Source organism: Ruegeria sp. R8_1 (genome assembly GCF_017743815.1).
Lineage (GTDB): Bacteria > Pseudomonadota > Alphaproteobacteria > Rhodobacterales > Rhodobacteraceae > Ruegeria > Ruegeria lacuscaerulensis_A.
In genome coordinates this window covers 376,637-390,541 of record NZ_JAGHRL010000002.1, presented here as the reverse complement: position 1 = coordinate 390,541, position 13,905 = coordinate 376,637, and the positions used below count along the sequence as shown (strand labels likewise).

General features: G+C 58.5%; 17 protein-coding genes. 10 read left to right on the top strand and 7 right to left on the bottom strand.

What is annotated here, in order from left to right; all coding sequences use genetic code 11:
- Positions 1-40 precede the first annotated feature (40 nt).
- Together groES and J7380_RS05985 are read right to left on the bottom strand one after the other, a co-directional pair.
- Positions 41-328: a co-chaperone GroES gene (gene groES / locus J7380_RS05990; protein WP_039185788.1), complete on the bottom strand. Its 288-nt coding sequence runs from the start codon at positions 326-328 to the stop codon at positions 41-43.
- Between the two features lie 152 nt (positions 329-480).
- On the bottom strand, positions 481-1,155 hold the full coding sequence (locus J7380_RS05985) for a DUF2161 family putative PD-(D/E)XK-type phosphodiesterase (RefSeq protein WP_209194921.1): 675 nt from the start codon (positions 1,153-1,155) through the stop codon (positions 481-483).
- A gap of 137 nt (positions 1,156-1,292) precedes the next feature.
- Between J7380_RS05985 and J7380_RS05980 the strand changes: the two genes are divergently transcribed.
- The 8 genes from J7380_RS05980 to J7380_RS05945 all read left to right on the top strand — a co-directional run bounded on the left by J7380_RS05980 (position 1,293) and on the right by J7380_RS05945 (position 8,511).
- The gene (locus J7380_RS05980) at positions 1,293-2,273 is read left to right on the top strand and encodes a TraB/GumN family protein (RefSeq protein WP_209194920.1); all 981 of its coding nucleotides are present in this window, start codon (positions 1,293-1,295) and stop codon (positions 2,271-2,273) included.
- Between the two features lie 100 nt (positions 2,274-2,373).
- A complete protein-coding gene (locus tag J7380_RS05975) occupies positions 2,374-3,294 on the top strand; it encodes a manganese-dependent inorganic pyrophosphatase (RefSeq protein ID WP_209194919.1) in 921 nt (306 codons plus the stop codon).
- A gap of 130 nt (positions 3,295-3,424) precedes the next feature.
- Positions 3,425-4,501 carry a DUF389 domain-containing protein gene (locus tag J7380_RS05970; protein WP_209194918.1) on the top strand — a complete coding sequence of 359 codons (1,077 nt, stop codon included), beginning with the start codon at positions 3,425-3,427 and terminating at the stop codon, positions 4,499-4,501.
- Positions 4,502-4,607: 106 nt separating this feature from the next.
- Positions 4,608-5,483: a TIGR01459 family HAD-type hydrolase gene (locus J7380_RS05965; RefSeq protein ID WP_209194917.1), complete on the top strand. Its 876-nt coding sequence runs from the start codon at positions 4,608-4,610 to the stop codon at positions 5,481-5,483.
- A 100-nt stretch (positions 5,484-5,583) separates the two neighbouring features.
- Positions 5,584-6,027 (top strand): MaoC family dehydratase, encoded by a 444-nt coding sequence (locus tag J7380_RS05960; RefSeq protein ID WP_170352332.1) that lies wholly within the window; start codon positions 5,584-5,586, stop codon positions 6,025-6,027.
- Positions 6,028-6,074: 47 nt separating this feature from the next.
- The gene (locus J7380_RS05955; protein WP_209194916.1) at positions 6,075-7,007 is read left to right on the top strand and encodes a bifunctional riboflavin kinase/FAD synthetase; all 933 of its coding nucleotides are present in this window, start codon (positions 6,075-6,077) and stop codon (positions 7,005-7,007) included.
- Positions 7,004-7,477: a YcgN family cysteine cluster protein gene (locus J7380_RS05950; RefSeq protein ID WP_209194915.1), complete on the top strand. Its 474-nt coding sequence runs from the start codon at positions 7,004-7,006 to the stop codon at positions 7,475-7,477. The genes J7380_RS05955 and J7380_RS05950 overlap by 4 nt, the downstream gene beginning before the upstream one ends.
- On the top strand, positions 7,477-8,511 hold the full coding sequence (locus tag J7380_RS05945; RefSeq protein ID WP_209194914.1) for a low specificity L-threonine aldolase: 1,035 nt from the start codon (positions 7,477-7,479) through the stop codon (positions 8,509-8,511). The genes J7380_RS05950 and J7380_RS05945 overlap by 1 nt, the downstream gene beginning before the upstream one ends.
- A gap of 12 nt (positions 8,512-8,523) precedes the next feature.
- Here J7380_RS05945 and J7380_RS05940 read toward each other — a convergent pair whose 3' ends face one another.
- Entirely contained in the window at positions 8,524-9,330 is an 807-nt protein-coding gene (locus J7380_RS05940; protein WP_348539079.1) for an alpha/beta hydrolase, read from the bottom strand.
- A complete protein-coding gene (locus tag J7380_RS05935; RefSeq protein WP_170353112.1) occupies positions 9,327-9,929 on the bottom strand; it encodes a 2-hydroxychromene-2-carboxylate isomerase in 603 nt (200 codons plus the stop codon). Before J7380_RS05935 ends, J7380_RS05940 begins: the two co-directional genes overlap by 4 nt.
- Before the next feature lie 108 nt (positions 9,930-10,037).
- Between J7380_RS05935 and J7380_RS05930 the strand changes: the two genes are divergently transcribed.
- The gene (locus tag J7380_RS05930) at positions 10,038-11,057 is read left to right on the top strand and encodes a ribose-phosphate pyrophosphokinase (protein ID WP_170352327.1); all 1,020 of its coding nucleotides are present in this window, start codon (positions 10,038-10,040) and stop codon (positions 11,055-11,057) included.
- 60 nt (positions 11,058-11,117) lie between these two features.
- Positions 11,118-11,558: a ribose 5-phosphate isomerase B gene (gene rpiB, locus J7380_RS05925; RefSeq protein WP_209194913.1), complete on the top strand. Its 441-nt coding sequence runs from the start codon at positions 11,118-11,120 to the stop codon at positions 11,556-11,558.
- Positions 11,559-11,570: 12 nt separating this feature from the next.
- Here rpiB and J7380_RS05920 read toward each other — a convergent pair whose 3' ends face one another.
- The 3 genes from J7380_RS05920 to atpD form a co-directional block, all read right to left on the bottom strand.
- Entirely contained in the window at positions 11,571-11,921 is a 351-nt protein-coding gene (locus J7380_RS05920) for an H-type lectin domain-containing protein (protein WP_209194912.1), read from the bottom strand.
- A gap of 119 nt (positions 11,922-12,040) precedes the next feature.
- Entirely contained in the window at positions 12,041-12,451 is a 411-nt protein-coding gene (locus J7380_RS05915; protein WP_209194911.1) for a F0F1 ATP synthase subunit epsilon, read from the bottom strand.
- A 12-nt stretch (positions 12,452-12,463) separates the two neighbouring features.
- Positions 12,464-13,888: a F0F1 ATP synthase subunit beta gene (gene atpD / locus J7380_RS05910; RefSeq protein ID WP_209194910.1), complete on the bottom strand. Its 1,425-nt coding sequence runs from the start codon at positions 13,886-13,888 to the stop codon at positions 12,464-12,466.
- Positions 13,889-13,905: the final 17 nt, after the last annotated feature.

The window sequence follows — 13,905 nt, the reverse complement described above, 5'->3', positions numbered from 1 at the left end:
AGAAATAGGTTGTAGATGAAGATCAGAGTGAAGCGTGCGCTTACTCGATGATCCCCATGATGTCGCTTTCTTTCATCATCAGCAGCTCTTCGCCGTCGACGGTGACCTCGGTGCCCGACCATTTGCCGAACAGGATCTTGTCGCCAGCTTTCACAGCCATCGCGATCAGCTCGCCGCTGTCCTTGCGTGCGCCTTCGCCGGTTGCGACCACTTGGCCTTCGCTGGGCTTTTCTTTTGCGCTGTCAGGAATGATCAGGCCGCCTGCGGTTTTTTCTTCGCTTTCGGTACGGCGAACCAGCACGCGGTCATGAAGCGGTTTCAATGCCATCTTTGCAGCTCCTTGGGCTCAAAGTTGTTAATCCTCCCCTCGCCGAATGGCGGGGCGTTAGCACTCATACTTGTCGAGTGATAACGACGCATAGCTAGGGGGTGCAATTCCCCGAGTCAACAAGCCGTGAAGGATTTTTTGAACCGCGGCCCCTATTCGGGCTGATCCCAACTGTAAGCCCAGTGTTTCAGACCCTCTTGTCCGGCATCGGTCAGGGCGTAAACACCTTTGTCGACCTTTTCAAACCAGCCGTAATGGTTCTCTCGCATCAGGCGGGTGGCGGTGGTCACACCCGTTGCCTTGGCGACCTCGGCTCCTTTGGTCGCTCCGCATTCCACCAGATGCGCTGCACATTTCAGCGCATCCTGACGATAAGCCGTGACAATCCCATGCCGCGTAGCCCCACCCGCATTTGGGTCACCCTCCAAGCGATCAAACTCGCGCAGCAGTCGCGCCGCTTTGGCTTTGTTCCTGCGCGGGGCATAAGGACCCGGATCACACTGCACCTCGACTGCCCCATCCGCGCGAACGGTGATCAAGCCCAGTCCCAAACGTCGACACATGGCCAGATTATCCTTCAGTGCCCGACGCGCACTGCGCCCGGTTGGCTTGCACACGCCCAGATAGACCTGATCTGTAACCTTTAACCGCGCTACCGCCTGATGAAACAAGGCCAGAGTAAATCGCAGTTTCAGCTCGACAATAACAGGCTCATCACCTGCGCGCACAGCCACGATATCGGCCGCGCCCACTTCACCCTTGACGGTATAACCCTGACGCTCCAACAGCGCTTTTATGGGGGGATAGAGATCCTGCTCACGGTCCATGGCGCCATGCTAAGTGATTTATTGTGGAATGCCAGACACAGAAAACGCCGACAATTGTTCAACTTGCTTGAACCCAACACTTGGCCAAGGCAAGGTCACGCCACATATACGTACCGAGTTAAAACGGGATGAACCTGATGCGTTTCTTGTTCTTTGTTGCTTTTTTGTTTTTTCCTTTGGCAGCCCATGCGGCCTGCGAAGGGCGAGACCTTCGGCCGGATCTTTCTGCGGACATGCGGGCGCAGCTTGATCAGGCGGTAAGCGGTACCCCGTTTTCTGAAGGCAACCACTGGATCGCGACCAAAGGCGACACAATACTGCACCTGATCGGAACACTGCACACGAATGATCCACGCATGGACGCCGTTATGGAACGTCTGGCCCCCGCCCTGTCGGACGCGGACGCGTTCTATTTCGAAGTCACCAAGGACAAGATGGACGGATTCGAGCAACAGCTCGCCCAAGACCTCAGCCCTGTTCTGATAACCTCGGGCCCAACCCTGATTGACCTGATGTCTGAAGAAGACTGGGCCGCCCTGTCCACCGGATTGGCTGATCGAGGCATCCCCGGCTGGATGGCCGCCAAAATGCGCCCATGGTTCCTGAGCATGATGTTGGGTGTTCCGCCCTGCATGACCCAGGACGAAGATGCCAGCTATGGCATGGATGCACGCCTGACTGATCTGGCTGTCGAACTCGGGAAACCTCAGTACTCACTGGAAGAAATCGAAGACCTGATGGCGATGTTCAATGAACATCCGCTGGAAAAGCAGGTTCAGTCCCTGGTGCGAATGGCCAGCGCCTTTGAAAGCAGCGAAGATCAGCTTGCCACGATGGTTAATGCCTATATCGAGGAAAAACACGGCGAGATTCTTCACTTTGCTCGCCTGCAGGGGCTCGAGACTTCGGGCCTGTCACAGGATGTCTTTGACGAGGAATGGGGCAGCTTTGAAGATCAGTTGCTCGTCGGGCGCAACAACAACTGGATGAAGCATATTCTGAGTATTCAGGACCAAACAGCGGTCATCGCCGTTGGCGCGGGGCATCTTGCTGACGAATTCGGCCTTCTGAACCAATTGCAACAAGCTGGCTACACCTTGGAACGCGCGCCGTTCTAAGGCAAAATTTACCCTTCGTCGCAGTTTACGCAGGGGCGGGTGACAAGCGCGCCGGACCGCCCTATAAGGCGCGCAAATTTACCTTCCTCAGGACGCAGACATGACAACCCTCGTATTTGGACACAAATCCCCCGACACCGATTCCACCGGCTCTCCGATCCTGTGGTCTTGGTACCTGAACGAAGTCAAAGGCGAACAGGCCGAACCCGTGCTGCTAGGTGAACCCAACACCGAGGCCGCCTTTATGCTGCAGCGCTGGGACTTGCCCAAGCCGCGCATCATCGCAGACGTGGACGCGGACGCGCCAGTTGTCATCGTTGATACCAACAACCCCGCCGAACTGCCCGCCAGCGTCAACAGCGCCGACATCCGAGCGATCATCGACCACCACAAGCTGGTCGGCGGTCTGGAAACCAAAGGCCCCATCGACATCACCGTGCGCCCGCTGGCCTGCACCGCGACCATCATGGTTGACCTGATGGGCGACGACGCCGCCAAGATGCCCGACGCCGTCAAAGGCGCAGCGTTGACCTGCATCCTGTCTGACACGCTGGAATTCCGCTCGCCCACCACCACCGCGCATGACCGCGCAGTGGCCGAGAAACTGGCGGCTGAGCTGGGTCTGGACGTCTCGGCCTATGCCGCTGACATGTTCGCGGCGAAATCGGACGTGTCCTCGTTCTCGGACGCCGAACTAATCCGCATGGACAGCAAGGAATACGAAGTCGACGGCACCAAGTTCCGCGTCTCGGTCCTGGAAACCACCGCTCCGGGCGTCGTTCTGGACCGCAAAGACAGCCTGGCCGCGTCGATGGTGGATGTCGCAAAGGAAGACGGCGTAGATCAGGTATTGCTGTTTGTCGTCGACATCCTCAACGAAGAAGCCACCCTGCTTGTGCCCAATGACCTTGTGAAAGGCGTGGCCGAGAAGAGCTTTGGTGCGTCAGTAGACGGTGACGCCGTGGTTCTGCCCGGAATCATGAGCCGGAAAAAGCAGATCATCCCCAACCTCAAAGTGTGATCTTCGTAACACCACAAACAAAAGGCGCCTGTATCGGGGCGCCTTTTTTCGTTAAGACACAAGATTTTGCATAGAGCGTATCCGTTGATAATCTGGTGCGGATAGTCTTGCTTGGGTCTTGGTCGCAGGAATGAGTAAACGAAAATTCAGCACCACCAGGGATATCCTTCGGTTCGAAGGGCATGACCGAGCGGCCTACTGGCGCAGATTTGCGATGCTTTTGACATTGTCGGTGGTGATCGCGACCATGGGGATGCTTCGCGACTCAGGCGCCGTGGTGATTGCCGCCATGTTGGTCGCACCGTTGATGACACCGATACTGGGCATAGCTGCCTCGATGGTCATGGGGTGGCTGGGACGTGCGTTCAAGCTTGCCCTGATTGTAAGCGGGGCGGCAGTTGTCTGCGTCTTTTTGGCCTGGTTTCTTGTCTATATCGCCGATGTTCCTCGCGGAATTCTGATCCCTGATCAGGTTCTGGCGCGCACCGATCCCGGGACTGAAGATCTGATCGTTGCCTTGGCAGCCGGCGTCGCCGGGGCGTATGTGCAGATAAATCGATCAGAAGTTAGCCTGCTGCCAGGTGCTGCGATCGGCGTGTCTTTGGTGCCCCCGTTATCCGCCTCGGGGGTATTGATGTATTTTGAAGAAGCGGCTGAAGCTTATGAGGCCGGCTTGCTGTTCGCAACAAACCTTGGGGCGATCATCCTATCGGCTTGCGCGGTTTACATCGTGTACGCTGCCCGTTCGGTGGTTTTCAGCAAGGGGCGTCGCAAGCTTAACTTTACTGCCAGCGTCGTTGTGACCTTGGCGTTCTTGACCTTCGTTGTCATTCAATTGGGCAAGTCGACTTATAACCGCTATCTGGAAACCCGGACCGAAGCGCAATTGGCGCAGACAATTCGCGCTTGGGCTGACCCAGTCTCGGTCGAGATTGTTCGCGTCGACGTCAACGCTCAACGCAAGCAAGCCGATATCTGGCTGATCGTTGACCTGCCAGTTGAAGCTGCGTTCAAGGTGTCTTCAATTGCAGGCCTCCTGCCGGAAAGTCTGCGCGAGAACCCCCTAGTCGACGTACTGCGCAACGAGTTGGGGCCAGGTTATCTGGTTGTTGTTCGCTTTCAGAACAGGATCGGCGCCCAGGTCATTCTAGGCACCGAAAACGTTCAACAGGCACCAGACGTCGAAGAAATCAGTGAAGACAACTGAACGCATACGGCTATTCATTCAGAAAAGTTGCAGCTGGGATGGTCAAAAGACCGAACCTTTGACATAGCTGGCACAACTTCGACTCCAGACCCTCGGGGGCAGCTCAATGACTCAGATTATTCACAAACTTGATGAAATCTCCGATCGCTACAAAGCGCTGTTTGTCGATCTCTGGGGCTGTGTACACAACGGCATAACCGCCTATCCCGAAGCCGTGGCAGCGCTTCAAGGTTATCGCGCCAAAGGGGGCATTGTTGTTCTGGTCACCAACTCGCCCAAGCCCCGCGCAGGGGTGGCTGAGCAACTGGAACAATTCAACGTTCCCAACGATGCATATGATACGATCGCCACAAGCGGAGACTCGGCGCGCTCAGCTATGTTTCGAGGCGCTGTAGGCGAAAAAGTTTACTTCATGGGAGAATGGGCGCGCGATGCCGGCTTTTTCGAGCCGCTGAAGATTTTGCACCACCCCATCCATATCGAGCGCGTCCCGTTAGATCAGGCCGAAGGGATTGTCTGCTGTGGACCATTCGATCCGATGGCCGACCCTGACGTCAACCGCGCGGATTTCCTTTATGCCAAGCAGAAGGGCATGAAACTTCTCTGCGCCAATCCAGATATCGTGGTCGACCGGGGCGAGGTTCGGGAATGGTGCGCGGGCGCTTTGGCCAAGCTCTATACCGAGATGGGGGGCGAGAGCCTTTACTTCGGCAAGCCGCATCCGCCGATCTATGATCTGGCGCGTCGGCGGCTGCAGGAGCTGGGTCACGATATCTCGGATGGGGATATTCTGGTCATCGGCGACGGCCCACATACCGACATTCTGGGGGGCATGGGTGAGGGGATTGATTCTCTGTTCATCTCGGGCGGACTGGCAGCGGCGGAAACCAAAACGTCGCACCACCCGCACCACGAGTCCTTAACCGGTTATATCGCAAGGGAAAACATCAACCCCACCTATACGATCGGACGGCTGCGCTAGTCAGAAAAGGCTTGATTTTCTGCAGTTGCGAAGTAATAAAGTTACCCAACTTGGGTGACTTTGGTTTTTTTGTTGCCCGCTGAAATCGAGTGAGGGTGACATGTTGGACAATCTTCCGCGCGGCACGATCTGTATTGAAGACATCGAAATGGGCATGACCCGCCACCTGCGCAAAGTGGTGACGGACGAAGATATTGAAATGTTCGCGCAGGTCTCGACCGACCGCAACCCGGTGCATCTGGATGACGATTATGCCCGCGACACGATCTTTGAGGGGCGCATTGCCCACGGGATGCTGACGGCGGGGCTGATCTCGGCTGTGATCGGAGAACAACTACCGGGCCACGGCACAGTTTATATGGGGCAGTCCCTGAAATTCCTGGCCCCCGTTCGCCCCGGAGACATGGTCTATGCCGAGGTCAAAGTGATTGACATCGACTTTGCCAAGCGACGGGTCAAGCTGGATTGCCACTGTGCGGTGGACGGCAAAAAGGTGTTGATGGGCGAGGCTATGGTGCTGGCACCATCGCGCAAGTTCGACTGACATCTCAGACCCTTGAACCTGCCTCGCAGTCCCGCTAGGCAGGCGTTATGCAGATCATCCGGGATTTCCAGTTCATCGAACCCTCTGACCGTGGCGCAAGCGTTGCGATCGGGAATTTTGACGGCGTGCATATCGGCCACCGCTCGGTGATCGAACTGGCTCGCAATGCCGCCCCGGATGCACCCTTGGGTGTGCTGACGTTCGAACCCCACCCGCGTGAGTATTTCGCGCCCGATACCCCGCCCTTTCGCCTGATGCGGGGCAATGCGCGGGCGCATCGGCTGGAAAAGCTGGGGGTGCGCAAACTGTATGAATTGCCGTTCAATGCCGCGCTGGCGGGGCTAACGCCCGAGGAATTCGCGCGCAATGTAATCTGCGACGGGCTGGGGCTGTCGCATGTGGTGGTCGGGGCGGATTTTTGTTTCGGTAAAGGGCGCAGCGGCACCGCCGATGATCTGGTGCGGTTCGGGGCCCAGATGGGCTTTGGCGTCACCATCGCACCGTTGATGGAGCGGTCGGAAAACGTTGTGTCCTCGACCGCGATCCGCACTGCGCTGTCTGAAGGCCGCCCTCGGGACGCTGCCGCCATGCTGGGCCATTGGCACCGGATCGAGGGCGAGGTGATCGGCGGCGAACAGCGTGGGCGCGAGTTGGGCTATCCCACCGCGAATATGTCGATCGAGGGGTTGCACCCTCCGAAGTTCGGTGTCTATGCGGTGCTGGTTGATGTGCTGGATGGCCCGCATCAGGGCAGCTATCACGGCGCGGCCTCGGTTGGCACGCGACCCATGTTCAACGGCGAAGTGCCCAATATCGAGACATTCCTGTTTAATTTCTCGGGCGATCTTTATGGCGCGACGCTCTCGGTTGGTCTGGTCGAATACCTGCGCCCCGAGATGACGTTTGACGGGCTGGACGGGCTGATCACCCAGATGGATGTCGATTGTGACAAGGCCCGTGCGCTATTGGCGGCGCTATGACCACCGACCCGATTGACCGCAACGGCCTGTCCGCCCGGTTCTTGGAACGCAAACCGCTGGCCAAGATGAACCAGCGCGAGTGGGAGGCGCTGTGTGACGGCTGCGGCAAGTGCTGTCTGAACAAGCTGGAAGACGAAGACACGGGTGAGGTCGCCCTGACCTGCGTTGCCTGCCGTCTGCTGGACGATGAGACCTGCCGCTGCACCCAATACGACATCCGCCACCAATTCGTGCCGGAGTGCATCGTGATGACGCCCGGCAATATCAACGAGCACGCCTATTGGCTGCCCCAGACCTGCGCCTATCGGCTGTTGTGGGAGGGCAAGCCCCTTTACGACTGGCATCCTTTGATATCTGGTACGCCCGACAGCGTACACGCCGCCGGGGTCTCGGTTCAGGGGCGCACGGTGTCCGAGTTCGAAACCCCCATGGAAGAGTGGGAAGACTATATCATCGAGGAGCCCAACTGATGTATTTCGCCTCTGACAATTCCGGGCCGGTTCACCCGCAGGTCATGGCTGCACTGAACGCCGCCAATGAAGGGTATCAGATGGCCTATGGGGCCGACACGCTGATGAACGAGGTGCGCGACCGTATCCGTGGTATCTTTGAAGCGCCGGGGGCAGCTGTCTATCTGGTGGCGACCGGGACGGCGGCGAATTCTTTGGCTTTGTCGACGCTGGCGAACCCGTGGGACACCGTGTTTTGTTCCCCCGTTGCGCATATTCACGAGGACGAGTGCAACGCGCCGGAATTCTACAGCGGCGCCAAGCTGACGCTGGTGCCCGGTGGTGACAAGATGACCCCGGATGCGCTGCGTGCAACGATTTTGGCCGAGGAAACCCGCGGGGTGCATGGGCCGCAACGCGGGCCAGTCTCGATCACACAGGTGACCGAGCGAGGGTCGGTTTATGCGCTGGAAGAGTTGCAGGCGCTGTGCGGTGTTGCCAAGGAATACGGCCTGCCAGTGCATCTGGACGGTGCGCGATTCACCAATGCTCTGGTCGCGCTGAACTGTTCTCCGGCCGAGATGACATGGAAATCGGGTGTTGATGCGGTCAGCTTTGGCGGCACAAAGAACGGACTGATGGGGGTCGAGGCGGTCGTCTTTTTCGACGAGACCAAAGCCTGGGAGTTCGAGCTGCGCCGGAAACGTGGCGCGCATCTGTTTTCGAAACACCGGTACTTGTCGGCTCAGATGGCCGCCTATCTGCAGGATGATCTGTGGTTGCAGATGGCGCGTCAGGCCAATGACAATTGTGCGCGTCTGGCGGAGGGGTTGCGGGCCAAGGGGGCCTCGTTCCTGCATGAACCGCAGGCGAACATGATCTTCGCAGAATTCTCGCGCGCGCGGCACAAGCAATTGCACGACGCGGGGGCGGTCTATCATCTGTGGGGCGGAGAGCTGGACGGGGCCGATGACGCAGAGCCGCTTGCTTGTCGTCTGGTCTGCGACTGGTCGATCAGTCCTGAACAGATCGACCAGTTCATCGCACTACTGTGAGGTCAGCACTTCCTAAGGCTGCCCATCCCAGAAATCCCGTATCACGCGCGCCATGTCCCGAGGATGCGTGATCGGGGCCATGTGCCCTGCCCCTTCAATGACACAGCCCGAGGCATTGGGCAGGCGCTTTTGCAGCGCTTCACAGATCGCGGGCATCGCGGGATGTGTACGTGACCCGTTGACCAACAGAATGGGCATATTTGCGCGGCTTATCCTATCGGGGGCCAGCAAGCCCTTTTTATCCTCGAACAAATCATCCTCGACCGCAGGCACAAGATGCACTCCACGAGTCATCGCGGCGCGGGTTCGTTCGGGTATGTCCGGCCATCGGGGACTGTCATCGGTGCTCCACATCCTGTTGAACAGGCGTGCGGCCAGTTCCATGTCACCCACAGCCAGTGCTTGCGTATAAGGTTGCGCGGTATGCTCGTGCTGCGCCAGAAGATCAGGCGCGTCCTGCTTGGCAACGGCAAAGAACACCGGCTCGATCAGAACCGCACTGCGAACCAGATCGGGGTGTTCCATCGCCAGGCGCAGCGCGATCATCGCGCCAAAGGAATGACCGATTACATCCATCGGCTCTGTCAATTGCTCAACAGTCAGTTCGGTCAACAAATCGAACAGATCGCCCTGTTCATTCCAATCGGGGCTCTTACCGTGTGAGGGCATATCGGGCGCGATAAATGTCGCGTCATCCCCCAACACGCCCGCCAACCCTGCCCACGCCCCAGAGTGAGCAATCGTGCAATGCAGGGCCAGCACTTTGCGCTCGCCCTGCCCCAAGGTTCTGACGTGAACCGACGGCATCAGATCCTTCACCCTTTCATCTCGCTCAGGTGACGGTCCAGGTCCTCTAGCCGGTCCTGTCCCCAGAACCGTTGTCCATCTTCGGTGATATAGAACGGCGCGCCAAACGCGCCTTTGTCCACCGCCTCCTCAAGGTTGGCGGCATAGGTATCGGCCCCGACCAGCAAACCGCTATCGGCCAGAGAGGGATCGAACCCTGCAGAAGACAGGCATTCACGGATCACTTCGTCCTGCGCGACGTCCTTTTCTTCGGCCCAGCAGGCGCGAAGAATGGAATGGACAAGCTGTCCGACATCACCCGAGCCGTCCTTGGCCGCCGCGATCACGGCGTAAGAGGACGGTGCCATATTCGTGGGCCAATGGGCAGGTTTCAGATTGAACTCCATCCCAAGGTTCTTGGCTTGCCGCTGCAGTTCCTGCGCCCGGTATTCGATGCGCGAAATGTGCCGGTCCTTCGGTGGAGTTCCCCCGGTGCGTCCGAACAGCGCCATGATATCCAGCGGTTTGTAGTTGATCGTCGCGCCGTGCTTTGCCGCGACCTCCTCAAGCCGGGTTCCGGCCAGGTAGGTGAAGGGCGAAATTGTCGCAAAATAGTAGTCAATGGTGGCCATGTTCACTTTCTCCGCTGCGTTGTCTTTGCTGGACGGTAAGGCCGTGGTAAGCGGTGTCAACATCACGAATCTGTCACATTTGCCATTGCTGCCCGGGGACTTCAGCCGATGCCGACACTCCACGAACCCAAGCTGATCGCTGGGAACGCCAATCTTCCGCTTGCCGAATCCATTGCCCGCCGCATGAGCCTGTATCGCGGCGTCGATCAGGGCCTCGTCGATGCGCGCGTCGAACGCTTTAACGACGGTGAGATTTTCGTCGAAGTGTTCGAGAACGTACGCGGCGAGGATATGTTCATCGTCCAGCCGACCTCGAACCCCGCCAATGACAACCTGATGGAGCTTCTGATCATCGCCGACGCACTGCGCCGTTCGTCCGCGCAGCGGATCACCGCCGTGATCCCCTATTTCGGCTATGCCCGTCAGGACCGTCGCACCAAGGCGCGCACGCCAATTTCCGCCAAGCTGGTTGCCAACATGCTGACCGGCGCCGGGATCGAGCGGGTTCTGACCATGGACCTGCACGCCGCGCAGATTCAGGGGTTCTTTGATATCCCCGTGGACAACCTTTATGCTTCGCCGATCTTTGCGCTGGATGTGAAGAACCAGTTCAAGGACCAGATGGATGAGATCATGGTGGTCTCACCCGATGTGGGCGGCGTGGCCCGCGCGCGCGAATTGGCCAAACGGATCGAAGCGCCGCTGTCGATCGTCGACAAACGCCGCGAAAAGGCGGGCGAAGTGGCCGAAATGACTGTCATCGGCGACGTCAAAGACAAGATCTGCCTGATCGTGGACGACATGTGCGATACTGCCGGAACACTGTGTAAGGCGGCGCAGGTGCTGCTGGATAACGGAGCGAAAGAGGTGCATTCTTATATCACCCACGGCGTCATGAGCGGCCCTGCGGTCGAGCGTGTGACAAACTCGGTCATGAAGTCTCTGGTTCTGACCGACACGATCCAACCCACCAAAGAGGTCGCCAAAGCCAAGAATATCCGGATCGTGCCGACCGCGCCGATCTTTACACAGGCAATCCTGAACATCTGGAACGGCACCTCGGTATCGTCGCTGTTCGAGGACAAGACCCTGACCCCGATCTACGAATCCATGTACCACATGGACTGATCTGAACGGGCGGCCTTGTAGTCGCCCTTTTTCGTGACCCCTCTAAGGCAGGAGCTTTCCGTGACCGCCCCCAAACGCATCGTTCTTTCCAGCGACCACGCCGCCATCGAGCTGCGCCACGCGGTTGCCAAACATATCGCGGACCAAGGATGGGAGGTCGTGGATATCGGGCCTCAAACGCCCGAAAGCACGCATTATCCGATCCACGGCAAAGCCGCCGCTGACGCCATTGCCTCGGGAGATTGCGCACTGGGGATTATTCTGTGCGGCACCGGTCAGGGCATCATGATGGCCGCCAATAAGGTGCCCGGCATTCGCTGCGGCGTGTGTTCCGACGCGTTCTCAGCCCGGATGATCCGCCAGCATAACGACGCCAACATGCTGTCCATCGGCGCGCGTGTTGTCGGTGAAGGTCAGGCGCTAGATATCGTGGATGCGTTCCTTGGTGCCGAGTTCGAAGGTGGCCGTCACGCGACCCGGGTGGACATGATCGAGCCGTAAGACGCCGATCGACTAGGAAATATCCCAATCATCTTCATGCGGGATATCGCCAATTGCTGTCCACGTGACCCTGATCCGTGCGATTCGCGTGTCTGACCATGTTCGGAAGACTGCGTCGAAACCTTCGTTCGTAATGTTCTCGGCCTGCACTTCAGCCCGCAAAGCAGATGTTGTGTCCACGTCCCATAGGGATATGCCAATCTGAACAACCGGCGCAGACCGGAACGGCTGGCGAAAGGTAACGGCCGAGCGCCTCTCGCGCGTACCGTTGCCAGTCCACATGTCCCCGCCGTTGGAGAAATCGGAAAACACCACGGTCTCGCCTTGGTCGATACCAATAGGATGGGTTCGAAACGTCTTCATTTTTGTTGTCTTTTATTTATCAATCCCCGAAACCTAATTCGGTCTCATGATGAAATCACGACAAAAAAACGGCCCTACTGTCGCAGGGCCGTTTCGAATGATCCATTTGCAACAAGCCGTTACAGGCTCATATGCGTCCCAAGCGCTTCCATGTCGGCCAGCAGCTTGGCTGCATCGTCTACGATCGACTGATCGTCGCCAGACTTTGCGGCCTCGTGCGAGGCGCGGGCTTCGGCGATCAGGTCGTCCAGATGCGACCGGGTCACTTCGGCAACCGGGATGGCCTTTTCAGCCAGAACCGACATGCTGTCGCCGTTGATCTGGGCAAACCCGCCGGTGACCAGGTATTCGCTGGCTCCGGCAGGTGCCTCAACCTTCAGCAGACCGGGGCGCAGCGTGGTGATGGTGGGGGCATGGTCGGGCATTGCCGTCATATCCCCGTCCGCGCCGGGAATCTGGACCGCGGTGGCCTCAAGCGAAGCAAGGCTCCGCTCGGGGCTGACGAGGTCGAATTGCATCGTGTTTGCCATCAGGGATACTCCTTAGGCGGCTTCTGCGGCCATCTTTTCCGCTTTGGCGATCACATCGTCGATGCCGCCAACCATCAGGAAGGCCGCTTCGGGCAGGTGATCGTATTCGCCAGCCACAACGGCTTTGAACGACGAGATGGTGACATCCAGAGGAACCTGAACGCCCGGCGAACCGGTGAAAACCTCGGCCACGTCGAACGGCTGCGACAGGAAGCGCTCGATCTTACGGGCACGGGCGACGGTCAGTTTGTCTTCTTCCGACAGTTCGTCCATGCCGAGGATGGCGATGATGTCCTGCAGCGACTTGTAGCGCTGGAGGATCTGCTGAACGTCGGTCGCAACCGCGTAGTGCTCTTCACCCACAATTGCGGGGTCCAGCAGACGCGAGGACGAGTCGAGCGGGTCAACAGCCGGGTAGATACCCTTTTCCGAGATCGCACGGTTAAGAACGGTGGTCGCATCCAAGTGAGCAAACGATGTTGCCGGCGCGGGGTCGGTCAGGTCGTCCGCAGGAACATAGATCGCCTGCACCGAGGTGATCGAGCCCGACTTGGTCGAGGTGATGCGTTCCTGCAGGGCGCCCATGTCGGTGGCCAGCGTCGGCTGGTAGCCCACGGCTGACGGAATACGACCCAGCAGAGCCGAAACCTCAGAACCCGCCTGCGTAAAGCGGAAGATGTTGTCGACGAAGAACAGAACGTCGGTACCGGACTGGTCGCGGAACTGCTCGGCCAGGGTCAGACCGGTCAGAGCAACACGCGCACGCGCTCCCGGAGGTTCGTTCATCTGACCGTAAACCAGAGCCACCTGCGATTCCGACAGGTTGTCGGGCTTGATGACGTTCGATTCGATCATCTCGTGATACAGGTCGTTGCCTTCACGGGTCCGTTCACCAACACCCGCGAACACCGAGAAGCCCGAGTGCACTTTTGCGATGTTGTTGATCAGTTCCATGATCAGAACGGTTTTACCAACGCCGGCACCGCCGAACAGGCCGATTTTACCGCCTTTGGCGTAGGGGGCCAGCAGGTCCACAACCTTGATGCCGGTCACAAGGATTTCCGACTCGGTCGACTGTTCCGCGAACTCGGGCGCGGGCTGGTGGATCGCGCGGGCTTCAGTTGCTTCAACCGGGCCTTTTTCGTCGATCGGCTCGCCGACCACGTTCAGGATGCGGCCCAGGGTCGCGTTGCCAACCGGAACCGAGATCGGTGCACCGGTGTCGGTCACGGCTTCGCCGCGGACCAGACCTTCGGTCGCGTCCATCGCGATGGTACGGACGGTGTTTTCACCCAGGTGCTGAGCAACTTCCAACACCAGGCGCTTGCCATTGTTGGTGGTTTCCAGCGCGTTCAGAATTTCAGGCAGTGCGTCATCGAACTGCACGTCAACGACGGCCCCGATGATCTGTGTGACTTTGCCTTTTGCATTCGCCATGTTTCGTCTCCGGTTTT